This window comes from Actinoplanes sp. NPDC089786, assembly GCF_040684855.1.
In the GTDB taxonomy this organism is placed as follows: domain Bacteria; phylum Actinomycetota; class Actinomycetes; order Mycobacteriales; family Micromonosporaceae; genus Actinoplanes.
Genome location: NZ_JBFBGU010000003.1, coordinates 106,808 through 129,606 on the forward strand (window position 1 = coordinate 106,808; position 22,799 = coordinate 129,606).

At 71.0% G+C, this 22,799-nt stretch carries 21 protein-coding genes; 11 read left to right on the forward strand and 10 right to left on the reverse strand.

The features are described from left to right. Positions 1 to 10: 10 nt before the first annotated feature. The 3 genes from AB0O15_RS14365 (at position 11) to AB0O15_RS14375 (ending at position 3,028) form a co-directional block, all read left to right on the forward strand. On the forward strand, positions 11 to 1,315 hold the full coding sequence (locus AB0O15_RS14365) for a DUF2252 domain-containing protein (protein ID WP_364318325.1): 1,305 nt from the start codon (positions 11 to 13) through the stop codon (positions 1,313 to 1,315). Between the two features lie 85 nt (positions 1,316 to 1,400). Beyond that, entirely contained in the window at positions 1,401 to 2,069 is a 669-nt protein-coding gene (locus AB0O15_RS14370; RefSeq protein ID WP_364318327.1) for an NADH-quinone oxidoreductase subunit C, read from the forward strand. Beyond that, positions 2,069 to 3,028, forward strand: a complete 960-nt coding sequence (locus tag AB0O15_RS14375; protein ID WP_364318329.1) for a complex I subunit 1 family protein — start codon at positions 2,069 to 2,071, stop codon at positions 3,026 to 3,028. The genes AB0O15_RS14370 and AB0O15_RS14375 overlap by 1 nt, the downstream gene beginning before the upstream one ends. On the opposite strand, the gene AB0O15_RS14380 is transcribed toward AB0O15_RS14375, so the two are convergent. Further along, positions 3,021 to 3,842: a transglutaminase domain-containing protein gene (locus AB0O15_RS14380; protein WP_364318331.1), complete on the reverse strand. Its 822-nt coding sequence runs from the start codon at positions 3,840 to 3,842 to the stop codon at positions 3,021 to 3,023. The genes AB0O15_RS14375 and AB0O15_RS14380 overlap by 8 nt on opposite strands. Positions 3,843 to 4,071: 229 nt before the next feature. On the opposite strand from AB0O15_RS14380, the gene AB0O15_RS14385 reads away from it, so the two are divergent. From AB0O15_RS14385 to AB0O15_RS14410, 6 genes are read left to right on the forward strand one after another with little or no spacing between them, the layout of a single operon-like run. Next, entirely contained in the window at positions 4,072 to 4,656 is a 585-nt protein-coding gene (locus tag AB0O15_RS14385; RefSeq protein WP_364318333.1) for an NADH-quinone oxidoreductase subunit I, read from the forward strand. After that, positions 4,653 to 5,159: an NADH-quinone oxidoreductase subunit J gene (locus tag AB0O15_RS14390; RefSeq protein ID WP_364318335.1), complete on the forward strand. Its 507-nt coding sequence runs from the start codon at positions 4,653 to 4,655 to the stop codon at positions 5,157 to 5,159. The genes AB0O15_RS14385 and AB0O15_RS14390 overlap by 4 nt, the downstream gene beginning before the upstream one ends. Then, positions 5,160 to 5,474, forward strand: a complete 315-nt coding sequence (nuoK, locus tag AB0O15_RS14395) for an NADH-quinone oxidoreductase subunit NuoK (RefSeq protein ID WP_364318336.1) — start codon at positions 5,160 to 5,162, stop codon at positions 5,472 to 5,474. Then, a complete protein-coding gene (locus AB0O15_RS14400; RefSeq protein WP_364318338.1) occupies positions 5,471 to 7,363 on the forward strand; it encodes an NADH-quinone oxidoreductase subunit L in 1,893 nt (630 codons plus the stop codon). The genes nuoK and AB0O15_RS14400 overlap by 4 nt, the downstream gene beginning before the upstream one ends. Continuing rightward, complete coding sequence (locus AB0O15_RS14405) at positions 7,360 to 8,817, forward strand: NADH-quinone oxidoreductase subunit M (protein WP_364318340.1); 1,458 nt, start codon at positions 7,360 to 7,362, stop codon at positions 8,815 to 8,817. Before AB0O15_RS14400 ends, AB0O15_RS14405 begins: the two co-directional genes overlap by 4 nt. Next, complete coding sequence (locus AB0O15_RS14410) at positions 8,814 to 10,238, forward strand: NADH-quinone oxidoreductase subunit N (RefSeq protein WP_364318341.1); 1,425 nt, start codon at positions 8,814 to 8,816, stop codon at positions 10,236 to 10,238. The genes AB0O15_RS14405 and AB0O15_RS14410 overlap by 4 nt, the downstream gene beginning before the upstream one ends. Positions 10,239 to 11,014: 776 nt before the next feature. Here AB0O15_RS14410 and htpX read toward each other — a convergent pair. Then, complete coding sequence (gene htpX, locus AB0O15_RS14415; RefSeq protein ID WP_364318343.1) at positions 11,015 to 11,935, reverse strand: zinc metalloprotease HtpX; 921 nt, start codon at positions 11,933 to 11,935, stop codon at positions 11,015 to 11,017. 382 nt (positions 11,936 to 12,317) lie between these two features. After that, on the reverse strand, positions 12,318 to 12,980 hold the full coding sequence (locus AB0O15_RS14420; protein WP_364318344.1) for a sigma factor-like helix-turn-helix DNA-binding protein: 663 nt from the start codon (positions 12,978 to 12,980) through the stop codon (positions 12,318 to 12,320). Here AB0O15_RS14420 and AB0O15_RS14425 point away from each other — a divergent pair. Continuing rightward, entirely contained in the window at positions 12,960 to 13,466 is a 507-nt protein-coding gene (locus tag AB0O15_RS14425) for a hypothetical protein (protein WP_364318346.1), read from the forward strand. The two genes, AB0O15_RS14420 and AB0O15_RS14425, sit on opposite strands and share 21 nt — an antisense overlap. Before the next feature lie 65 nt (positions 13,467 to 13,531). Here AB0O15_RS14425 and AB0O15_RS14430 read toward each other — a convergent pair whose 3' ends face one another. From AB0O15_RS14430 to AB0O15_RS14460, 7 genes are read right to left on the reverse strand one after another with little or no spacing between them, the layout of a single operon-like run. Continuing rightward, complete coding sequence (locus AB0O15_RS14430; protein WP_364318348.1) at positions 13,532 to 14,149, reverse strand: SRPBCC family protein; 618 nt, start codon at positions 14,147 to 14,149, stop codon at positions 13,532 to 13,534. 22 nt (positions 14,150 to 14,171) lie between these two features. Continuing rightward, complete coding sequence (locus AB0O15_RS14435) at positions 14,172 to 15,425, reverse strand: aspartate aminotransferase family protein (RefSeq protein ID WP_364318349.1); 1,254 nt, start codon at positions 15,423 to 15,425, stop codon at positions 14,172 to 14,174. Between the two features lie 9 nt (positions 15,426 to 15,434). Next, entirely contained in the window at positions 15,435 to 16,058 is a 624-nt protein-coding gene (locus AB0O15_RS14440; RefSeq protein WP_364318351.1) for an MOSC domain-containing protein, read from the reverse strand. Then, complete coding sequence (locus AB0O15_RS14445; RefSeq protein ID WP_364318353.1) at positions 16,055 to 16,882, reverse strand: GNAT family N-acetyltransferase; 828 nt, start codon at positions 16,880 to 16,882, stop codon at positions 16,055 to 16,057. Before AB0O15_RS14445 ends, AB0O15_RS14440 begins: the two co-directional genes overlap by 4 nt. A gap of 12 nt (positions 16,883 to 16,894) precedes the next feature. Then, entirely contained in the window at positions 16,895 to 17,893 is a 999-nt protein-coding gene (locus tag AB0O15_RS14450) for an LLM class flavin-dependent oxidoreductase (RefSeq protein WP_364318355.1), read from the reverse strand. After that, entirely contained in the window at positions 17,890 to 18,360 is a 471-nt protein-coding gene (locus AB0O15_RS14455; protein ID WP_364318357.1) for a DUF1707 domain-containing protein, read from the reverse strand. The genes AB0O15_RS14450 and AB0O15_RS14455 overlap by 4 nt, the downstream gene beginning before the upstream one ends. Positions 18,361 to 18,383: 23 nt before the next feature. Beyond that, positions 18,384 to 19,667 carry an MFS transporter gene (locus AB0O15_RS14460; protein WP_364318359.1) on the reverse strand — a complete coding sequence of 428 codons (1,284 nt, stop codon included), beginning with the start codon at positions 19,665 to 19,667 and terminating at the stop codon, positions 18,384 to 18,386. Between the two features lie 817 nt (positions 19,668 to 20,484). On the opposite strand from AB0O15_RS14460, the gene AB0O15_RS14465 reads away from it, so the two are divergent. After that, on the forward strand, positions 20,485 to 22,572 hold the full coding sequence (locus tag AB0O15_RS14465) for a hypothetical protein (protein WP_364318361.1): 2,088 nt from the start codon (positions 20,485 to 20,487) through the stop codon (positions 22,570 to 22,572). The last annotated feature ends 227 nt before the right edge of the window (positions 22,573 to 22,799 follow it).

Below are 22,799 nucleotides of genomic sequence, written 5' to 3' on the forward strand. Positions count from 1 at the left end.
TCTCCGGTTCATGAGCGAGCAGTCACGCGCCGACTTCATCATCGAGGTTCTGATCAGGGAGTTCGGCGACCTGATGGCGCAAGATCCGGCGGCGTTCCGGCGCAAGTTCCGCAAGATGGCGGCCTCGCCGTTCGCGTTCTACCGGGGCAGCGCCTCGCTCTTCTACGCCGACCTGACCGGCTCCTACGCCGACGACCGCTACCTCGACGAGCGGACCAGCCGGGTGTGGATCCACGGCGACCTGCACGCCGAGAACTTCGGCACCTACATGAACGCCACCGGCCAGCTCGTCTTCAACGTCAACGACTTCGACGAGGCGTACGTCGGCCCGTTCTCCTGGGACCTGAAGCGGTTCTGCGCCAGCGTCGCGCTGATCGGGTACGCCAAGGCGCTCTCCGACGACCACATCACCGCGCTGGTCCGGACGTTCGCCGAGTCGTACCTGACCGAGCTGCGGGCGATCGCGGCCGGCGGCGACGACGCGATCGGCTCGATCACGCTGAAGACCGCCGACGGCGTACTCCGGGAGGTGCTTCAGGAGGCGCGGCTGAACACCCGCGTCGACCTGCTCTCCCAGCAGACCACGATCGACAACTACGAGCGGCGGTTCTCGGTCGGCGACGGCGTCTTCGAGATCGACGACGAGACCGCGGCGGCGGTGCGCGAGGCGTTCGACCGATACCTGACCACGCTGCCCGACGCCAGCCGGCCGCTGTCCACCAACATCAAGGACATCAAGCTGCGCAAGGGCGTGGGCATCGGGTCGGCCGGCCTGCCGTCGTACAACCTGCTGCTCGAGGGGCACACCGAGGCGCTCGAGAACGACGTGGTCATCTACATGAAGCAGGCCCAGGTGCCGGCCGTCGCGCGCTGGATCGACGACGACCGGGTCCGGTCCTACTTCAAGCACCAGGGCCACCGCACCGCCGAGTCGCAGCTCGCGCTCCAGGCCCACGCCGACCCGTGGGTGGGCTACACCGAGCTGAACGGCGTCGGTCAGCTGGTGGCCGAGGTGTCGCCGTACGCGGCCGACCTGGACTGGGCCGACGTGAACGAGCCCGAGGAGCTGACCGGCGTGGTCGGCGACCTGGGCCGCGCGGTCGCCCGGATGCACTCGGTCGCCGACGACGAGTCGTCGCACGACCTGGTCGACTTCTCGACCGAGGAGGCGATCGTCGAGGTGGTCGACAAGGACCCCGAGGGCTTCCTGACCCATCTTGTCGAGTTCGCCCACAAGTACGGCGACCAGGCCCGTGAGGACCACCAGGACTTCGTCGACGTCTTCCGGAACGGACGGCTCCCCGGACTCGAATAACAGTGGTAGGCCAGGGCGGTGTCCGAGCCCCGGATACCGCCCCGGCCTACCACTGGGCCGCGAGCGGGGCGTTTAGGATGCGTCCATGACGCCCGAAGAGGTCGGCGAGCGACTCGTCGCACTGCTGGCGGAAGAACCCGCGCCGGCCCCGGTGGTCACCACGGCGATCGCCGCGCCGGCCGCCGACGCGGCCGCCGCGGAAGCCGCTTCGGAGGCCGGCGAGGTCACCGCGAGCGTGTCCGGCGGCGGCGAGGGTCATGCGCGTGCGGTGGTCGACGTGCCGGTCGCCCGCTGGTGGCAGGCGGCCCGGGCGGCGCTCGACCAGGGCGCGCTGGGCTGCGACTTCTTCGACTGGCTGTCCGCCGTGGACGAGCTCGACGACGGCTTCACCGTGGTCGCCCACCTGTGGTCGACCCGGCGCAAGCACGGTCTCCTGCTGCGCGCCCGCGTGCCCAAGGAAAACCCGGTGGTGGAGACGCTCACCGACCTCTATCCCGGCGCCGCCTGGCACGAGCGCGAGACGCACGAGATGTTCGGCATCGCCTTCGCCCGGCACCCCGACCTGCGGCCGCTGCTGCTGCCGCCGGAGTTCGAGGGGCACCCGCTGCGCAAGGAGTTCGTGCTGGCCGCGCGGGTGGCCAAGGCCTGGCCGGGCGCGAAGGAGCCGGGGGAGTCCGAGGCCGGCGGGCCGGCCAAGCGGGCCCCGATGCGTCCGCCGGGCGTGCCCGCCCCGGGCGAGTGGGGTCCGCGCTGATGCCGCTCTGGCTCGACCTCGCGATCCGGGTGGTCGCGGTGGTCCTCGGTTTCCTGGTCCTGCCGCTGGTCGTGGGCCAGACCGAACACAAGGTGATGGCCCACATGCAGGCCCGGCTCGGCCCGATGTACGCCGGGGCGTTCCACGGCTGGGCCCAGCTGATCGCCGACGGCGTGAAGTTCGTGCAGAAGGAGGACATCACGCCCCGGGCCGCCGACCGCACGGTGTTCCGCCTGGCGCCCCTGGTCGCACTCTTCCCGTACCTGCTGGTCTTTCTGGCCCTCCCCCTCGGGCCCGGCGGTCTGGTCGCCCAGGCCCTCGACGTCGGTCTGTTCTTCGTGCTGGCCGTGCTCGGCGTCGGCGTGGTGGCCGTGCTGATGTCGGCCTGGGCCTCGGCCAACAAGTACAGCCTGCTCGGCGGCCTGCGTGGCGCGGCCCAGCTGCTCGGTTACGAGCTGCCGCTGGTGCTGGCCGCGGCCAGCGTGGCCATGGCCGCCGGAACGCTCAGCCTGCCCGGCATCATCGAGGCGTGGCGCCCGTGGTGGCTGCTCTGGCAGCTGCCCGCGGCGATCGTGTTCTTCATCGCCGGCGTCGCCGAGATCCGCCGCCCCCCGTTCGACATGCCGATCGCCGACTCCGAGCTGGTCTTCGGCTACATGACCGAGTACACCGGCCTGCGCTTCGCGTTCTTCCTGCTGGCCGAGTACGTCGGCATCGTGGTGATCGCCGCGCTGACCACGATCCTGTTCCTCGGCGGCTGGCACGGCCCGTTCAGCGATCAGCTCGGCTGGCTGTGGACGCTGGCCAAGACGTTCGCCGTGTCCTTCGTGATCATCTGGATGCGGGTGACCTTCCCGCGTCTGCGCGAGGACCAGCTGCAACGCCTGTGCTGGCTGGTCCTCGTGCCGGTCGCGCTGGGCCAGCTGGTGCTGACCGCGGTGGTCAAGGTCCTCACCTGAGCGGTTCGGTGCGCTCCCGCAGGGCGTTCCAGACCTTGTCGGGTACGCGGACACGATCGTCGTCGGCCGTCTTGATCTCGCCGGCGGCCAGCCGGTCGAAGAACTCCCAGTCGTCCGGCTCCCGGTCCCGGTCCGGCATCGCACCCCAGCAGTCCCACGGCAGCATCTCGACACCGTCCAGCGCGGCGGCGTCCCGGATCATGTTCCCGGCGATCCACCACCACCCCTGACCCACGTTGATCAGCCCGTACTTCTCCGGATCGTCCCGCCCTTCCCGGCAGCGCCGCCACCCGTCACCCGCGATGACGAACTCGTCCCGCGTGATGTCCGTGACGTCGAACCCGATCTTCAGCTCGCGGGTCAGCACGTCGTCGAGCTGGGCGTCGAACAGCCGCCACCGCTCGCCGTCATGGAACTCGACCACCCAGTGGTCCCCGCGCATCCCGTCCCCGAAGTAGGTACCGAACCCGCACCGCGCCCGAGCCGGCACCCCCGCCCGCCGCAGCAGCGTCATGGCCAGGACGGTGAACCCCCGGCAGTTGGTGACCAGCCGCTTGTCCGGGCTCCGAGCGACATCCAGCGGCCGGCCGTCGAGCGCCACGATGCCGTCGAGCATGTCGGACACCTTCCGCAGGTGCACGGTCTGCTTCCGTTCGTCGCTCAGCTCCACCCCGTACAGGTCACCCAGAAACTCATGAACCAGCAGCCCCTGAACCACCCGGGCCACCCCGGCCACGTCCGTCGGCAACCCGTCCAGCAGCCCGGTGAACTCACCCGGGTCGGTCATCCGCCCAGGCTTGATGTAATCCGTCATGCCGACCACTCAACGACCTGACACGGTGTCAGAGTCAACCGTCCTCGGACGGCCGCGGGAGGGTCAGGCGGCCGATCGACATCTCGAGCCGTCCGGCGGCGGACGGTTGTCTTCGGCGGTCACATCGGTCCTCCGGGAATGGGTCGCTCACCCTTCGGCGCGACCGTATCGGAAGATCTGCCGGGGGTGTGCTCGCACCGGAGTGGTCAAGAGGGCAGGATGTGTCGTTGTGAGTGAGAACGGGGAGAAGAGCACGCCGGGAGCGGGCCTCATCAACGGGCTCGCGGTGACGCTGCGCACGATGACCCAGCGCAGCACGACTCAGCAGTACCCGGATGTCGAGCCCGAGTTGCCGCCGCGCTCGCGGGGTGTGATCGCCCTGCTCGAAGAGAACTGCACGGTCTGCATGCTGTGCGCGCGGGAGTGCCCGGACTGGTGCATCTACATCGACTCGCACAAGGAAGAGGTCGTCGTCCCGGGGGCGGCCCGGCCCCGGCAGCGCAACGTGCTCGACCGGTTCGACATCGACTTCTCGCTCTGCATGTACTGCGGCATCTGCATCGAGGTGTGCCCGTTCGACGCGCTCCACTGGACGCCCGAGTTCGAGTACGCGGAGACCGACGTGCTCAACCTGCTGCACGACAAGGACCGGCTCGCCGCCTGGATGCCGACCGTGCCGCCGCCGCCCGCCCACGACGTGCTCGGCGAGCCGTCCAAGGAGGAGGCCACCGCGGCCAAGAAGGCGGCCGGCCCGGGCGCGGCGACCACGGCCAAGAGCGTCCCGGCGCGGCCACGCAGGGAACCGGGCCCGTGACCGTCGCCGACGCTCTTCTGCTCGCGCTCGGGGTGGTTGCGGTCGGCGCCGCCGCGCTCGTGGTCACCTCCAAGCACCTGGTTCGCGCCGGCCTCTACCTGGTGGTCAGCCTGGGCGCGATCGCCGGGCTCTACCTCGTGCTCGGCGCCGAGCTGGTGGCCTGGGTGCAGGTGCTGGTCTACGTCGGCGCGGTGGTCGTGCTGCTGCTGTTCGCGGTGATGCTGACCCGGGCGCCGATCGGGGCCTCGGACGACCTGGACCGACCGGCCTGGCCGGCCCTGCTGGTCGGCGCCGGGGTGGGACTGGGCCTGGCCGTGCTGCTGGCCGACGCCTTCCGCTGGGCGATCTTCCCGCTGCCCGAGGCGGGCACCGCGGGCCGGATGGGCGAGCAGATCTTCGGCAGCTGGGTGCTCCCGTTCGAGGTGATCTCCATCCTGCTGCTGTCCGCGCTGGTCGGGGCGATCGTGCTGTCCCGGCCCGACATCAAGGGGCGGGGTGAATAGGTGCACGCGGTGATCCCGTACGTGATCGCGGCCCTGCTCTTCGGGCTGGGCGTCTACGGCGTGCTGCGCCGGCGTAACGCGATCCTGGTGCTGATGGCCGTCGAGCTGATGCTGAACGCGGTCAACCTGGTCTTCGTCACCGCCGACGTGACGACCCGCGGCGCGACGCACCACGCCGGGGCGGTGTTCACGCTGTTCATCATCGTGCTGGCCGCGGCCGAGGTGGGCGTCGGTCTGGCCATCGTCCTGCAGTACTACCGCCTGCGTAAGGCGGTCGCGCTCGACGAGGTGCAGCTCGAAGGGGTCGCCGAATGATCGCGGCGCTTCCCGGCGTACCCCTGCTGCTCGGTCTTCTGGGTCTGCTCCTGAGCCCGGCCGATCGGGCCGGGCGGAAGAGAGCCGCCGCGCTCGGTGTCACGGGCGCGGTGCTGGCGCTGGCGCTGACCGTGTTCCTGCTGGTGACCACCGATGATCCGGAGGAGATCCACCTCGATTGGGTACGCCTCGGCGACCTCGATGTGACGCTGAGCTTCTCGGCCGGCCCCGCCGCGCTCTACGTCGCCCTCGCGGTGACCGTGGTCGCCCTGGCCGTCCAGATCTACTCGATCGGTTACCTGCACGACGACCCCCGCTACGCACCGTACGCGGCACAGATCTCCCTGTTCACCGGCGCGATGCTGCTCGTGGTGACCGCCGGTGACCTGATCCTGCTGCTGGTCGGCTGGGAGGTGATGGGCGTCTGCTCGTACCTGCTGATCGGCCACGACCGCCGGCTGCACGAGGCGCCCGCCGCCGCAGTCAAGGCGTTCCTGGTCACCCGGGTCGGCGACGTCGGTTTCCTGCTCGGCATCGCCCTGCTCGGCTGGTCGGCCCGCTCGTTCCGGATCGCCGACGTGCTCGCTTCTGATTTCGGCGCGACCACGCTGACCGCCGGGCTGCTGCTGATCCTGGCCGGCGTGGCCGGCAAGAGCGCCCAGTTCCCGCTGCACACCTGGCTGCCCGACGCGATGGCCGGCCCGACGCCGATCTCGGCGCTGATCCACGCGGCCACGATGGTCGCCGCCGGGGTGTACGTGGTGTTCCGGCTCTACCCGCTCTTCGCCCAGTCGCCGACGGCGCTGGCCACGCTCGGGGTGATGGCCGCCGTCACGCTGCTGCTCGGCGCGCTGTCGGCGATGGCCCAGGACGACCTGAAACGGGTGCTGGCCTGGTCGACGGTGTCCCAGATCGGCTACATGACCGGGGCGCTGGCCGTCGGCTCGCCCGCCGCCGCGCTGTTCCACCTGCTCACCCACGCCGCGTTCAAGGCGCTGCTGTTCCTCGCGGCCGGCGCGGTGATCCACGCGGTCGGCACCAACTACCTGTCCCGGATGGGCGGGCTGCGCCGGGTCATGCCGGCCACCTTCTGGTCGTTCGTGATCGGGCTGGGCGCGCTGGCCGGGCTGCCGCCGCTGGCCGGCTTCTGGTCGAAGGAGAACGTTCTGGTCGCCGCCGCGCACGCCACCGAGGGCGGCGAGGCGGTGCCGGCCTGGACCGCCTGGGTCGTCTGGATCGCGGCGCTGGCCGGGGTGCTGATCACGGCGTGGTATTCGACCCGGCTGCTGCTGCGGGCGTTCTTCGGGCCGTCCCGCGCGTACGGGCCGGACGGACCGGACTGGGAGGTCGGCTTCGACGACGCGCGGTACGACCGGCCGGGCGTCGCGCACGACCCGCCGCGGGTCATGCGCTGGCCGGTTCTCGTGCTGGCCGTGCCGGCCGCGCTGCTCGGGCTGGCGGCGTTCGCGCCCGGCTTCCGCACCGCTCTCGAACTGGAACAACCCCACCTCGACGTGGCTATCGCGCTGCCGATGCTGCTGCTGGTCACCGGCGCCGGCACGGCCTGGTGGCTGTGGCGGGCGGTGCCCGGCGCCGACCCGGTGCTCGCCCTCGGCCGCGTCCAGCCGGTGCTGGCCAACGCCTTCTACCTCGACGCCGTGCAGGACCGCGCGATCGTCCGGCCGGTGAAGGCGCTCGCACGGGCCGTCAAGTGGACCGACGAGCGGGTGGTGGACGGCACCGTCGAGGGCGCCGGCAAGACCGCCACCGGCCTGGGAACGCTGCTCAGCGCCGCCCACCGCGCCGCCCTGCCGCGCGCGGCGGTCGCCGTCCTGACCGGGGCGCTGCTGCTCGGCGTGGTCGCCGCCATCTACGGAGCGTCCGCATGAACGAGGTGCTGATCGCCGTGCTCGTGGCGCCGGCCCTGGGCGCCCTGGTCGCGGCGCTGCTGCCGGAACGGGCCGGCCGCGTGGCGGCGCTGGTCGCGGCCGCGGTCACCTTCCTGCTCACCGTGGTGGTGGCGCTGCCGCGGGGCGCCAGCGGGCCGATCGTCCCGTGGCTGGAGGTCGATCACTCCTGGATCCCGGCCCTCGACGTCCACTTCCACCTGGCGGTGGACGGGGTGTCCGGGCCGCTGGTCGTCCTCACCGGGCTGCTGACGCTGCTCTGCTGCGCGTACACCATGTGGCGGCCGCCCTCCGGCCGTACCCTGATGGCCCTGCTGTTGGTCTTGGAAGTCGGCATCCTCGGCACCTTCCTCGCCTTCGACCTGGTGCTGTTCTTCCTGTTCTTCGAGATCACCCTGCTGCCGATGTACGCCGTGATCGCCGGCTGGGGCGGACCGGACCGGCGGCGCGCGGCCCGCAAGTTCGTGCTGTACACGCTGTTCGGCTCGGTGCTCCTGCTGCTCGGCGTGGTCACCGTGATCGTGGCGGCGGGCACGGCCGACATCTACGCGCTCACCGGCGGCCTCGGGCTCTCCCGCACCACCCAGTACGCCGCGTTCACCCTGTTCGCGCTGGCCTTCGCGGTGAAGGCGCCGCTGTGGCCGCTGCACACGTGGCTGCCCGACGCGCACACCGAGGCGCCGACCGTCGGCAGCGTGCTGCTGGCCGGGGTGCTGCTCAAGATGGGTACGTACGGACTGATCCGGATCGGCGTCGGCGTCACCCCGACCGGCGCCGCCTGGGCCGCGCCCGTGCTGGCCGTCCTGGCCGTGGCCGCGATCATCATCGGCGCGCTGATCTGTCTGCGGCAGACCGAGTTGAAACGGCTGATCGCCTACTCCAGCGTCGGGCACATGGGCTTCGTGCTGCTCGGCATCGCCACCCTCACGGTCACCGGCCTACAGGCGGCGCTGATCGGCAACATCGCCCACGGCGTCATCACCGGCCTGCTGTTCTTCCTGGCCGGGGCGATCAAGGACCGCACGCACACCGGTGACCTGGCCGAGCTGGGCGGGCTGCGGGAGACGGCGCCGCGGCTGGCCGGGATGTTCGCGTTCGCGGCCATCGCGTCGCTGGGGCTGCCCGGGCTGGCCGGTTTCTGGGGCGAGGCGTTCGCGGTCGTGGCCGCGGTGCAACGGGGCGGTCCCCTGTGGATGACGCTGGCCGCGGTCGCCGCCGTGGGCGGTGCCCTGACCGCGGCGTACTTCCTGCGCCTGCTCCGCCGCGTCACCCACGGCGCCCCGGTTCCCGTGGACGCCCTGCCGGTCGTCTCCCGGACCGAATGGGTCGCCTGGGCGCCGCTGATCATCCTGGCGCTGCTGCTCGGCCTGATCCCGTCGCTGGTGCTCATCGGCTCGGGCGACCCGATCGGCGCGATGACGGAGGCGCTCCGATGACCCAGTCCATCAACCACCTGGCGCTGCTGCCGCTCTACGCCGCGGCCGGCACGGCGGTGCTCGTCCTGATCGTCGACCTCGCGGTCGGCCGGCGCTCCGCGATCTTCGGTACGGCCGCCGCCGGCGCCCTGATCACCGCGCTCGCCCCCGTCGTCGCCTCGACCGACCCGACCCTCTGCGTCGGCGCCAACTGCTCCTGGGCCGCCGGTCCGTCGTCGGCGCTGATCGCCGTCCTGTTCGCCGCCCTCACCCTCGGCGTCCTCGGCCTGTCCACCCGCGTTCCCGCGCCCCCCGGCGAGTTCTGCTTCCTGCTCACCTGCTCGATGACCGGCGGCGTCGTCATCGGTTACGCGGGCGATCTGGTCACGCTGATCGTCGGCCTGGAAACCCTGACCCTTCCCCTGTACGTCCTCACCGGACTCCGCCGCACCACGGCCGGAGCCTCCTCCGCCGTGACCTTCTTCCTGGTCAGCGTGGTCTCCACGGCGATCGCCCTGCTCGGGGCGGGCCTGCTCTTCGCCGCCACCGGCGCCCTGCACCTGTCGGCGCTGACCCCCGGCGCCGGCGCGATGGCCCCCCTGGCCTCGGTCGGCGTGGCCCTGATCGTGATCGGCTTCGCCTTCAAGGTCGCCGCGGTGCCCCTGCACGCCTGGGCGCCCGCTACCTACGACGGCGCCCCCCTGCCGGTCGCCGCCTACCTCTCGACCGCCTCCAAGCTCGGCGGCGTGGTCGCCCTGGCGGCCATCACGTCCCGCCTCGACACCGGCCCGCTGATCGCCGTCCTGGCCGTCCTGACCATGACCGTGGGCAACCTGGTGGCCCTGCGCCAGACCCGCATGGTCCGCCTGCTGGCCTGGTCCTCGGTGGCCCAGGCGGGCTACATTCTGGCCCCCCTGGTGGCCGGCGGGTCCGGGGTGACCGCCGCCCTGGCGTACGCCACCTTCTTCGTGGCCCTCGAGTTCATCGCGTTCGCGGTGATCGTGGCCCTGCTGCCCCCCGACGCCCACGGCGGCGACATCGCGTCCTACCGGGGCGTCGCCCGCCGCTCACCGTGGCCCGCGGCCGCCTTCGTCCTGGCCCTGTCCGGCCTGGCCGGCCTGCCCCCCGGCCTGGCCGGCCTGTTCGCCAAGGTCACGATCATCGACACCCTGATCAACACCGGCTGGGGCTGGCTGGCCGGCGTGGTGGCCATCAACGCCGTGATCGCCCTGGCCTACTACATCCGAACCGCCGCGATCCTCTACGCCTCCCCACCCGGCATCGCCGTCGCCGACCTGCGCCTCCCCAAACTGCCCATCCGCTGGCCGGTCGCCGCAAGCCTGATCGGCGCCGCGGTGATCGCCGTGATCCTCGGCTTCGCCCCACAACTTCTGTTCACCGCCCTCGGCTACACCGAGTTCGTGCCTCTCCTGTCACGCTGACCCTCGCCCCGCCCCCGACCACTGTGGTCCGGCCAATTCGCGGAGGTCTCCCAGGGTGGTCTGGCGCTGGTGGTAGGCGGTCTGGGCCTCACCGCTTCCCCAGCGCGACAATCTGCCACGGCGTCGTCGCGCCGCCGACAAACACGGCCAAGCCAATCGTCGCTCCTCGCCGCCCCTCATTCCCGCCGCCCAACTGAACAGTGGCAGCACCGCCCGGTCCGCGACACCGCCCCGCCCCGCCCCGCCCCGCCCCGCCCTACCACCGTCCGCGACAGTGGTAGGGCGGGGCGGTGTTCGGGGTCGTGATGCCGTGTTGCTCCACCACTGTTCGGGACGGTGGTAGGTCTTGACGGTATTCCGGCCGCTTTGCCGTGTTGCTCTACCACTGTCCGCGACGGTGGTAGGTCCGACGGCACGCCGATCGCCGCCACTCACGCCCGGCAGCGAGCGTGAGTGGCGGCGGCGAAAGCGAGAGAGCAGCTCGGGCGCTTGGTGCTCCCCAAAGCTCCACTCAGGACCGGCGCGAGCGATGCCGGCTGGAAGAGCGTCAGCGCAGACCTCCGCCGACGCCGGCCTCGAACGGCGGGCACGAGTGGCAACCGGGTACCCCGGCCGCGGCTCTGCGCCGCCCACTCACGCGAGAGTCGCGTTCACGGCCTTGACCCGCGGCCGGCGCCGCGGAGCGGGAACGGGAGCCGGTGTTGCGGTTGGGGACGTTGTCGCGCGTACCCCAGCATTCGATCTTGCGGTAGTTCGTTTGTCGGGGGAGCGCGGCGTCAGCGGGGCCCGATGAGGGCGGCCTGCTGGTGGAGGCGGGCGATGCGCTCGCCCATCGGCGGATGGGTGGAGAACAGGCCGGCCAGCCCGCGGGCGGTGAACGGGTTGGCGATCATCAGGTGGGCGGCGCTGGTCAGCTGACCCTGAGCGGGCAGCGGCAGACGCTGGGCGCCATAGTGGATCTTCTCCAGGGCACTGGCCAGGGCCAGCGGGTCGCGGGTCAACGTCGCGCCGGACGCGTCGGCCTGGAACTCGCGGTTGCGGCTGATGGCAAGCTGGATGATGGTCGCGGCCAGCGGGCCCAGGATCAGCATGAGCAGCAGGCTCACCGGGTTCGGCGAGTCCTCGTCGTCGCCTCCGCCGAGCGGCAGGAAGATCGCCAGCTGCGCGACCATGGTGACGATGCCGGCCAGGGCGGCCGCGACGCTGGAGATCAGGATGTCGCGGTTGTAGACGTGTGACAGCTCGTGCCCGATCACACCGCGGAGTTCGCGGCGGTCCAGAATCTGGGTGATCCCGACCGTCACCGCGACCGCGGCATGCTCCGGGTTGCGCCCGGTGGCGAACGCGTTCGGCTGCGGCGACGGCGACACGTAGAGGCGCGGCATCGGCTGCCCGGCGTCGGCCGACAGCTCGCGCACGACCTGATGAAGGGCGGGGAACTCCGCCTCGGTCACCGGCCGGGCGCGCATGGCCCGCAGCGCCAGCCTGTCCGAGAAGAAGTAACTACCGGCGTTGATGGCCAGCGAGAGGACGACGGCGAACACCAGTCCGCCGCTGCCACCGAGCCAGTAGCCCAGGCCAAGAATCAGCGCGGTGAGCAGACCCAGCAGCGCGGCCGTCTTGAGGCCGTTGTGATGGCGGTGCACAGACACTCCTTCGACATGCGAGCGGGGTGGGCTCGCACTCCGATGGAACATCGCCAACCGTGGAATTCATCCGGTAGTAGCTGTGAAGTCGCTGAAGGTAGTCGGTCACAACCGATGCTGAGGTACGCCCAACAAAGGTCCCCAACCGCAACACCGAGCTCCCGTCCCCACTCCGCGAGCAGAGCGAGGGTCAAGGCCGTGAACGCGCCTTTCGCGTGCCGGGCCGCCCCAGCACGGTTCGAACGACCTCCACCCGCACCTCGAACGCCACCAGGTCGGTCGCCGACTCCACCAGGAGAGCCAGCCCACGCATTCCGGTTCGCGGTGGAAAAGGCCCCGGCGCGGTTCTGGCTCTCCTCGCAGTTGGGGTCCTGCAGCCCGAACAAGCGATAACTGGCACAAACGGTCGTGGCCCACGCCGCAGCGGTATCGGTCATCTGCCATCCGTCCTCAGGAACGTTGTCACGTTGGTGATCCGGGACTCGTGGATGGTGAGGATCACCAGGCCGAAAGGCTCGCCGTTGCGGTGTTGCCAGAAGGCTGGGGAACCGTTCATCTCGGTGGGGATCAGGGTCGCGCCCTCGCAGCCGCCCGCGGCGAAGGCGGCGGCCAGGTTGTCGCGGCCGCGTAGCCACCAGCGGAACGGCGGCATGGTCATGGTGGCGTCCTCGTGGAGCAGGGCCACCAGGCCCGTCACGTCGTGGCTCTCGAACGCCTTGCAGTAGCCGTTGAGCAGGTCGCGCTGGTCGGGGTCGTCGGGGCGGCGGGGGTCGCCCGGTGGCGCCTTCACCGTCGCTCGGGCGCGCTGCAGGGCGCTGGTCACCGACGCGGTTGTCGTCTCCAGCAGGGTTGCCACCTCGTCGGCCCGCCAGCAGAGGACGTCGCGGAGGATCAGGACCGCACGCTGCTTGGGTGGCAGGTGTTGCAGGGCGGCGATGAAGGCCAGGCGGATCGACTCGCGCAGGACCGCGGTGTCTTCGGGGAGGGCCTGGGCGTCGGGGATCGGCTCGATCCACAGCTCGGCGGGTGCGGGGTTGCCCAGGGCTTCGCCCGGGGTCTGTGCGAAGGGTGGCGGGTGCGTGAGGTGGTCGCGCACACGACCGCGCCGTTCCGTACGGGAATGATGCGTACGCTGGGCGAACTTGTTCTGGCCCGGGGGGATGTCAACCGGATGGCCGACCGGGCGGCCCGGCGGGATGCGGGGCGGATGAGCGCCGAAGAGCTGCTCGCCCAGGTCAGGGACAACGTTGATCATCCCTGGGCGCCGCCGGGTGGTGGGCCGCACGCCGCCTTGTCGCATGACGTCATCCATGGGCTGGACATCACGGTGGGGCTGGGGTTGGCGCGGCGGCCGCCGGTGGAGCGGGTCGGTCTGGTGCTGAGCGGGCTGCGACCGCGGAACGTGGCGTTCTTCGGGGTCGATCTGACCGGCGTGGAGTTGCGGGCCACCGATCTGGACTGGCGGTTCGGGGACGGGCAGCCGGTCGACGGAACCGCGCAGGATCTCTTGCTGGCGGTGTGTGGCCGGCGGCTGCCGGCGGGGCGGCTTACCGGCGCCGCGGCGGATCGCTTCGTCGGCTGAGCCACTGGGGCGGGCGCGGCCGGCCGCCCGCCGGCCGGCTGACGGGGCCGGCCGGCTGAAAGGGGCTACTCCGGCTGCGGGTCGAACTGGGCGTTGGCCGCGGCCAGGGCGCCCTCCAGTTCTTCGGGGGTGGCGCCGGCCGCGCGGACGACCTCGGTCCAGCGGCTGATCGACGCGCGGGTGAAGGGCAGCAGCTCGGGCGAGAGGGCCGCCTCCTGGGGGTCGCCGATGGCGTCGCCGGCCACGTACTGGGCCAGGCCGAGGAAGGCGCCGTCCCAGCCGGGGCCGACGAACAGGGCGCCGGCCACGCTGCCGGCCATGGCCACCGGAACGGTGTGGTCGAGGGTCAGCTCGGTCTGGCCGGTCGCCTGCTCGGCCAGGGTCAGCTGGAGGAGGCTCTCGGGGCCGCCGAACGTGGTGCGCAGGCGGTGGGGCGGGTCGCAGCCCAGGATGTCGCCGCCGGCGTTGCCCTCGAGCTGGAAGTGGCCGCCCTCCTTGAGCTCGCCGGTGATCGGCATGAACCAGCGGCGGATGCGGTCGGGTTCGGTGATCGCCGCCCACAGGTCGGCGGGAGTGGTGGCGTAGGTCCGCTTCATGACCACGCGGACGATCTCCCCGTCGTCGGCCGGCTCGCGGCCGACGGAACGGTGGACTTCGGCAAGTTCGGCGATGAGGTCTCTCACGCCGCCACAATACAAGCGAAGCCTAATATTCGCTAGAGCTAATACTCTGGGCCAGGATGTCGAGGCCTTCGGCCAGCTCCTCGCGGGTGGCGGTCAGCGGCGGCGCGATCCGGAAGACGCCGCCCATGCCGGGGAGCTGGACGACGTTCATATGCAGGCCCAGTTCGAGGCAGCGGCGGGTGACCTCGGCCCCCAGCTCGTCGGAGACCAGCTCCAGGCCGACGAGGAGTCCTCTGCCCCGTACATCGGCAATGGTCTCGTGCTTGGCCGCGAGCTCTCGGAGACCGTCCTGGAGGAAGGCGCCCGACTCGGCCGCGACCCGGTCGACCTTCTCGCGCTCGAGGATGTCGAGGACCGTGTTGCCGACCGCAGCGACCAGCGGATCGGAGACGTGCGTGGTGAAGAAGAGGAAACCGCGCGCGTGGGCCTCGGCCTCGATCTCGGCGCTGGTGATCACCGCGGCCAGCGGGAGGCCGGCGCCGAGCGTCTTGGAGAGGGTGAGGATGTCGGGGACCACGCCGTCGCGCTCGAACGCGTACCACTGGCCGGTGCGGCACAGACCGGTCTGGGCCTCGTCCAGGATCAGCAACATCTCGCGCTCGCGGCACTTCTGCTGGAGGGCGGCCAGGTAGCCCAGGGGCGGCTCGATCACGCCGCCCGAGCTGAGGATCGGCTCGACGATGCACGCGGCCAGGCTGCCCACCGACTGGGCGTCGATCAGGTCGAAGGCGTAGTCGAGCTGGCGCTGCCAGTCGAACGTACCGGTCGCGTCGACGAAATCCGGACGGAACGGGTTGGGCGTCGGGATGGCGAAGTTGCCGGGCGCGGTGGGGCCGTAGCCCTTCCGGCCGGAGCTGTACGTGGCGTTGGCGGCAGCCTGGGTCATGCCGTGCCAGCTGCGCGCGAACGAGACGATCTCGTGCTTGCCGGTGACCAGCTTGGCCATCCGGATCGCCGCCTCGTTGGACTCGGCCCCGGTGGTCAGCAGCAGCACCTTGTCCAGCGGGTCGGGCAGCGACTCGGCCAGCCGGCGGGCCAGGTCGAGCACGGGACGGCTGAGCATGCCGCTGAACAGGTGGTCCAGTTCCGCCACCTGCCGCCGCACGGTCGCCACCACCTCGGGGTGGCTGTGGCCGAGGATGGCGCTCATCTGGCCCGAGGTGAAGTCGAGCAGCCGGCGGCCGCTCTCGGTCCAGAGGTAGCTGCCCTCGGCGCGGGCGATGATCTCGGGCGAGAAGCTGCCCGCCCCGGAGTAGCGGATCAGATGTCTTGTCATATGACAAAACTAGGCCGATGTCATGCGCCGCGCGATCAGCTCTTCGACCTCGATGTGCTCGGTCATGTAGGCGTGGAACGCGTCAGCCACCGTCACGCCGTGCGCGGGGACGTCGGTCACCACGATCGCGTCACCCGTCCGCACCTCGCCCGGAGCGACCACCCGGAGGTACGCGCCGGTGCGGTTGGCCTGGGTGAAGCGCTTCGTCCACTGCTTCTCGCCCATCCGGGCCTGGAACGTGGCACACGGGATGCGTGGATAGGTCGGCGCGAGGACCAGGCCACCCTCGCCGACGTGCCACAGCTCGCCCACCACCGCGGTGCTGGCCGCCACGCCCTCGGTGGTGAGGTTCTCGCCGAACAGGCCACCCGGCAACTCGCGGCCGAGCTCGCGCTCCCACCAGGCGTAGTCCTCGCGGGCGTACGCGTAGACCGCCTGGTCGTCGCCGCCGTGGCTTCTCACGTCGAAGATCTGGTCGCCGACGAGACCGCTGTGCAGACCGGTCCGCTTGGGGCCGGGCGCGCGCACCGCCACCGGGTGGTCGACCGGGACCTTGTTGATGCCGGTGATGCCGACACTCTTCGCCGTGCTGCGCATCGGCACGGCGACATTCACGGAGAGCACCCTGCTCACTGGAACTGCACCACCTTCCGGTCCTCCACCGGGCGGTAGCCCAGTCGCTGGTAGAGCGCGTTGCTGGTCGGGTTGGTCAGGTCAGTGAAGAGCACCACGTCGGTGGCGCCCGCGTCCAGTGCCGCCCGGGTCACGGCCGTGGTGACCGCGCCGCCGTAGCCCTTCGCACGGTGCCGGCGTGGGGTGTAGACCGCCACCACCCGGACCATCCCGGAGTCGGGGCGGGTGACGCCGGCCATCGACACCGGCTCCCCGTCGACCTCCCACAGCGTGAGGCCGCCGTAGGCCAGCTTGTCGTCGACCAGATCGGCGTTCACCGCCTCACCGATCTCGCGGTGGAATCCGCCGAACCAGTCGATCAACAGGTCACGGTCGGCCCGGCCGGCCACTCGTGCGGCCCCGGGCGGTGGCGTCGGCGGCGTGAGCGCGTCCAACCGGAAGAGGCGGGCGCGGCGGCCGACCGTCAGGGTCGCGCCGGTGCGTTCCTGCCACGCGGCGGCGAACCGGTCGGCGTCGCCGGCCCGGGCGTTGATGCCCGGCAGCGGGGTCTCGAGGTCGTTCGCGAGCGCGACGACCGAATCCGGCGGCGTCGACGTCAGCAGCAGCGGGTGCGGCGGCGTACGCAGGAAAGCGCCGGTGACCTGGCCGCCGGCGTCGGTCCACCAGCCGAAGATCGGGTCCGCCGGGCCGTAGATGTGTGGACCGCGGCTCTTCAGCGCCCCGGCGATGGTCAGCGGCACCGTGTTCTCGACCGGGTGGGACCGGAGGAACGGTCCGGCCCGGTCGATGAAGTCTTCCACGGCGCCGGAAATGTGCCAGCTCATCCGGACAGCCTGTTATCCGCGCCAGGCCTTTGCCAAGCGGATTAGCGAGTCCTGCCGGGTGGCCGCCTCGAAGACCGTGCCGGCGATCATCAGCTCGTCGGCGCCGGTGCGCTCGACCAGCGCGTCCAGATCGGCCACGACCTCCTCGGCCGTGCCCGCGTACTGGGTGCCCGGCAACTGGTCGAGCACCTTGAGGTCGAGCTCGGTGAGGTCGTCGGCGGCGGTCGCGGCGGTCTCCGGCGAGACGATCGGCCCGAGACGACCAGTACGCAGACTGAGCGCCATCATCCGGCTCGGCCCGGCCAGGAACCGCGCCTCCTCAGTAGTCTCGGCCACGATCACCGAGGCGCTGACCATCGCGTGCGGCTCGGCCAGCACGCCCGGCCGGAAACCGTCGCGGTAGAGCCGCAGCGCGCTGTCCACATCGGAGGTCATCGCGAAGTGGTAGGCGTAGCAGAACGGCAGACCCAGCGCCGCGGCCATCTGCGCGCCGAAGGTGCTCGACCCCAACATCCAGACCTCCGGGTACGAGGCCGGCGCCGGCGTCGCCTTCAGGTGGGTGGTGTTCTCGTCGCTGAGCAGGGCCAGCACGGTGCGAAGGTGCTCGGGGAACTGCTCGACGGTGAGGTACGGCGAGACGCCACGCAGCGCGGCGGCGGTGGCCTGGTCGGTGCCCGGGGCGCGGCCGATGCCCAGGTCGATGCGGTCCGGGAAGAGCGCCTCCAGCAGCGCGAACTGCTCGGCCACGACGAACGGCATGTGGTTGGGCAACATCACCCCGCCCGAGCCGACCCGGATGTGGCTGGTCTGCGCGGCCACCGCCCCGATCAGCGTCGCCGGGCTGGTCGAGGCGACGGCCGGCATGTTGTGGTGCTCGGCGACCCAGAACCGGGCGTACCCATGCTCGTCAGCGGTCTTGGCGATCTCGACGGTGCCTCGCAGCGCGTCGCCACTCGAATGGCCGGCGCGGACGGTGGCAAGATCAAGGACACTCAGCGGTACGCGCGTCATTCCTGCATCTTGCCTCGGCGCACCGCCTGCACGCCAAGGGTCGTGACCAGCAACGCAACACCCGGCAGGAGCAGCCAGACCGGCCATGGGTACACGTCTTCGTCGGCCCCGGCAGCGACCAGAACCCAGGCCACCAGGTTCACCGCCATCAGCGAACCCCAGATGATCCACAGCACCGACAGCGCGGTGGGCAGGCGGCGGGCCTGGCGGCGGAGGTCGGCGCGGCGGCGGCCCTCGACATCGGCCGCGCTCAGTCCCGGCGCCGGCAGGTCGGACACCAGCGGCTGAAGATCGGCGTAGGTGGCGGCGACGTAGGTCTGCTTCACCCGGTCGTCGTACTCGTGAAGCGACAGCCGGCCCTCGTCGAGGGCGGCCTTGAGGCGTTCGACGACCACCTGCCGGTCGGCGTCAGAGGCACGCATCCGGGCCGGATCGTGCCCGCCGGACCGGGCGACTTCCTTGGCCATCTTCCCCACCCCCGAATCGGGAATCAGGCTACCGCTTCCTCCTGGCCCAGAGCCTCCCGCAGCCGGGCGGCGGCCCGCTCGTCGGCGCGGGCCATCGGGCCGGCCGGGAAGCCGGCGATCGCGGCGCCCACGAACAGCGAGACGGCGGCCATCACGAAGGCCCACGGGAGGCCCCCCGGCAGGTCGACGATCACGCCGGACAGGGCGCCGCCGGCCGCGCTGCCCGCCACCGAGACGGTGACGATCCAGGTGAAGGCCTCGTTCAGCATCGACGCCGGGGCGATCCGGCCGACCAGGTTGTTCTCCACGGTCAGCGCGGGTGCGATGGTGGTGCCGGCGATCACCATGGCGAAGCCGAGCGCCACCGGATTGGACCACAGCGACAGCACCGCCAGCCCGGCGAAGCTCACGCCGACCAGGGCGAGCAGGCCGGCGAACTGCTTCGGCAGGGCCATCGCCGGGCGCCGCGTGCCGAACCAGAAGCCCCCGATGGCGCTGCCCAGCCCCCAGATGCCGAGCAGGATGCCGCCCAGGCTGTCACCGCCGCCGATCTGCTCGGCGTACGCCGGAACGACCACCCCACCGGCGCCGAACGCGATGCCCAGCGCGAAAACACAGGCCAGCAAGGCCGGAAAGCCCCGGGTACGCAGCGGACCGAGCCCACGGGTCTGATCGCCGGAGCCACGCTTGTGCCCGCGCCGCATCACCGGCAGACGGGCGATCAGCAGCGTGCCGATCAGCGTCGCGGTTCCCGCGGCGACGATGGCCGCGGCCGGCCCGCCGGTGACCACGATGAACGCGGACACCAGCGTCGGCCCGAGCACGAACACCAGCTCGAACAGCGAGGTCTCGGCGGCCAGCGCGGCCTGCCGGAGCTCATGCTGCCCGGAGCCGACCTCGGTCATGTCGGTCCAGGCGCGCCGGATCGCGGCGGTGGCCGGCGGGAAGGTGGCCCCGGCCACGCCCGAGGCGACCACGATCAGCGGAAGGGCATCCCCTCCGCCACGACAGGCGACCAGCAGACCGGCCAGCGCCAGCGGATGCAGAACGGCCGTCACGATCAGCACCGGCCGCGAGCCGGCGCGGTCGGCCAGCCGACCGGCGAACGGGCTGAGCGCGGCCCCCGCGATGGCGTAGACGGCGCCGGCCAGCCCCGCCGCGGCGTACCGCCCGGTGGCGTTCTGCACCAGAAGCAGCAGAGCGAGCGGCGTCATGCCGATACCCAGGCGGGCGAGGATGCCGACGATCCACAGGGTCCGCGCGCCCGGCAGCCCCCACACCACCAGATATTGGCGCAGCGCGGTCACGGACACACCCCCCGGGCCGGTTGTTACGAGGTAACGAGCAGACGACGATCTGACCCTAACCGGCAGGGGTCGTCGAACTCACGCGCAAATCCGGCCGATGTCGCCGGAATCACCACGCGCCCAGTAACGGGATGGCATTGGCGAAAGGTCCTCAACCGCCCAGCGCGCGAAGCGCCGCTGAACCGTCACGAACGGGCGCACGAATAAGGCGAAGCGCAACGATTACCGCGCGGGGCTTCCGGGGGCTCGGCCCCCGGAGCAAAATGACGAGCGGCCCCGGTCTGCGCATTCCGCAGACAGAGGCCACCGACGCTCGTGGCGGGTAGAGGATTCGAACCTCTGAAGCTTTCGCGACGGATTTACAGCCCAAGCTCGTAACTGTCGCTGGCCTGCAGCGGAGTGCTCCGGTGAGACGTTCTCCTCCGCGCATGCTCCGTACGGCATGCTGGCGGTACTCGGTCGGTCGGGGCTAGACCCTCGTGGCCCAGCGTCGCTGTCGGGCCGAGCGAAGATTCTTCTGCTCGGCCCGACGAACTTGCGGGTTTCGGTCCTCGGGCATGATGAAGTACTCCCTACGAGGCCGGTACCACGGTCGACCGACGTCCTAGACCAGGGCGGAGGGCACGCAGCGCGAGGTTTGTTCTTCGTGACTGATTCCCCTTGTGGTCGTCTTCTCATACCGGCGCGTCGTGACGCACACCCGCCAGGGGCGGGATCCGTTACGTCGGTGGCGTGGCGCGTGGGCCCGCCGCCTCAACCCGAGGTGATCGCTTCGGGTAGGCCGGCGGTGGACCGCCACGAGCACCAGGAGCAATTCGTGAACGACCAAAACCCCCTCGAGGCCGACGGCGACGACCCGGAACTGCCCCGTCTCACCAGCGACGAGCTCCCCGATGACGTCGCGGAGACCGAAGACGAGGCGGCGAACACCGCCTGGAGCCGGTGGAGCAGCGAACCCATGCCGGCTCTGCCGAAGATGGCTGCGGTACGGCGCGCTGCGGAGGCCGGAATCACTGACGGGCTGCCGGAGCCGTTCGCCTGGGCGCTAGCCACCGCGGTCACCGACCCTGCCAGTCTGCGAGCGGCACTGAACACCAAGCGCACCATGCCGGTGGTGGGCGGCCAGTTCGAGTTCATCGAGGTCGACTTGTGGACGCCAGGCGTCACGCCGATGGTCACGAACCATCGGGCGTTCGCGGAGCGGATCTACCCCGCTTCCGGGTCAGCAGGTGAGCTGGGCCCGCTGCGGGGGCCGTTGTCTGCGGATGGGGCCACGTCCACCCTGCGTACTGAGGCACGCGATGTGTCACACGTGCTGGCCGAGGCCGAACGCGCTCGCACCTTTATCCTGTCCGACAACAAGCTCGCCGCCTCCATCGCCGAGCGGGGCATCATGATGCCCGTCGACGTCGTCTACAACGAGATTCACCACGCCGACGGCGAACCGCCGGCGTGTCTGCTGGCCACGGCCGAGGGCTCAAGCCGGGTGACAAACGCGCACCAGGTGCTCGGGATCGCGGACGCCAAGACCGCGATGTACGACCTGCCCGCGGACGGGGATCGATTGCGGCGATACATCAACTCCGTCCTGAATGACGACCCCAACGAGCCGGGCCTCACGTCGAGGACCGCAGCCAAGCGTCGTGGACGGCGTAACGCGCTGATCGTGCGTGCCCGGGTGATCCTGCGTTTCGTGCCCGCCGTGGGGTCCCCGTACGACTTCGCTCAGGCCATTAGCAGCTACCTCGGCATGCTGCACGTCGATGGTCCGCGTCCCTGGCCCACCACCGGGCGTAACGAGGCCATGGCCGAGTCCGTCGTTCGGGCCCTGCGTCACCAAGGCGCGATCTCCGATGACGAACACGACTACCTCGCTGGCCTGATGGATCCGGCAACCGCGGCGCGGCACGGGTTCCCCGGAGAGCCCGATGCGCAGGCCGCGCATGTCATCGAGACCATGCTGCGCCCGAACCTTCGCCCCATCGTGTCGCGTGCCATCCGCGACGTCACCTCCGCCGCCCAGGCGTCGGCGTCGGTCAAGGCCGACACCGCAGCGGAACTGGCGCTGCGACCGATCCGGAGCCTGGCCATGGGGATGCCGGCCGAGGACCCCGAGCGCCGTCGCATCGACGCGATGCAGGCGGTTTATCGTCGCGCCTGCCGGCTCAGGCTGTACTCCGTGGCCGAGTGGGAAGTGACCGACCGTTCCCCAAAGCAGCTGCTCGAGGATGCGCTGCGGGAGCTCACCGACTCGGCGGACACGCCCACCGGCGACGGGGACTACTCGACCCGCACCGAGCTGGCCGCACTCGCCCAGTTCCACCTCACCCGATGGGGTTCCCTGCGCCGCGAGCCCTACGGCAGTGGCGGCACCAACGCGGACAAGCGCGGACCCCACGATGTGCTGAGGGCGATGATGGAGGAGGCCCAAGGGCTGCGCCTGCTGTACCAGGCGATCATCGACGGACGCGCCGGTCGCGCGCCACGCATCGTCGACGAGAACGGTCAACTGGTCCACGGCCACGTCAGCGACAGCGGCGCCCTCGTATCCGACCCGAACGAAGACGAGGTGGAAGTCACCGACCGGTGGCTGCGTGACGATGCGTTCCCGCGGGTGGGTGTGCATCGCCCGATGCCGACACCTCCGCCTGCGGAAACGCCCAGCATGGCGCTCGCGCGACTCAAGGGGCAGGTGGCGCGGTCCCTTGAGATCCTCGAGGACAACGTCGAGAAGCTTGAGGAGCTCACCGACGGCAACAACCCCACCCCGCTGATCGAGATGCAGGGATGGGCGACCGACGACCTGCTCCAGCGGTTCGATGACCTGCGGAGCCGGCTGTCCTTCTGGAACGGGCTCGCCAGCCGCATCGCCAAGCGCGAGCGTCCAGCCACGCAGGAGGACTGAAACTAACCGAGGCGGGCCGCCACCAGCGGCCCGTCTCATCGCAGCTCCGAATTGACCAGCCGAGCAGGGTGTTCAAGCCCGGTCCGGCGGTACCATGAACAACAGCACGAAGCCCCGCCTGGGGCCACTCCGATGGTGTCGCGGGTGCCGAGACGGCACAGCCACGCGGCGGTAACGGCGACAACGCCTGAACTGACCGATCCGCGAGCCTGAGACCCGGCGGTCGC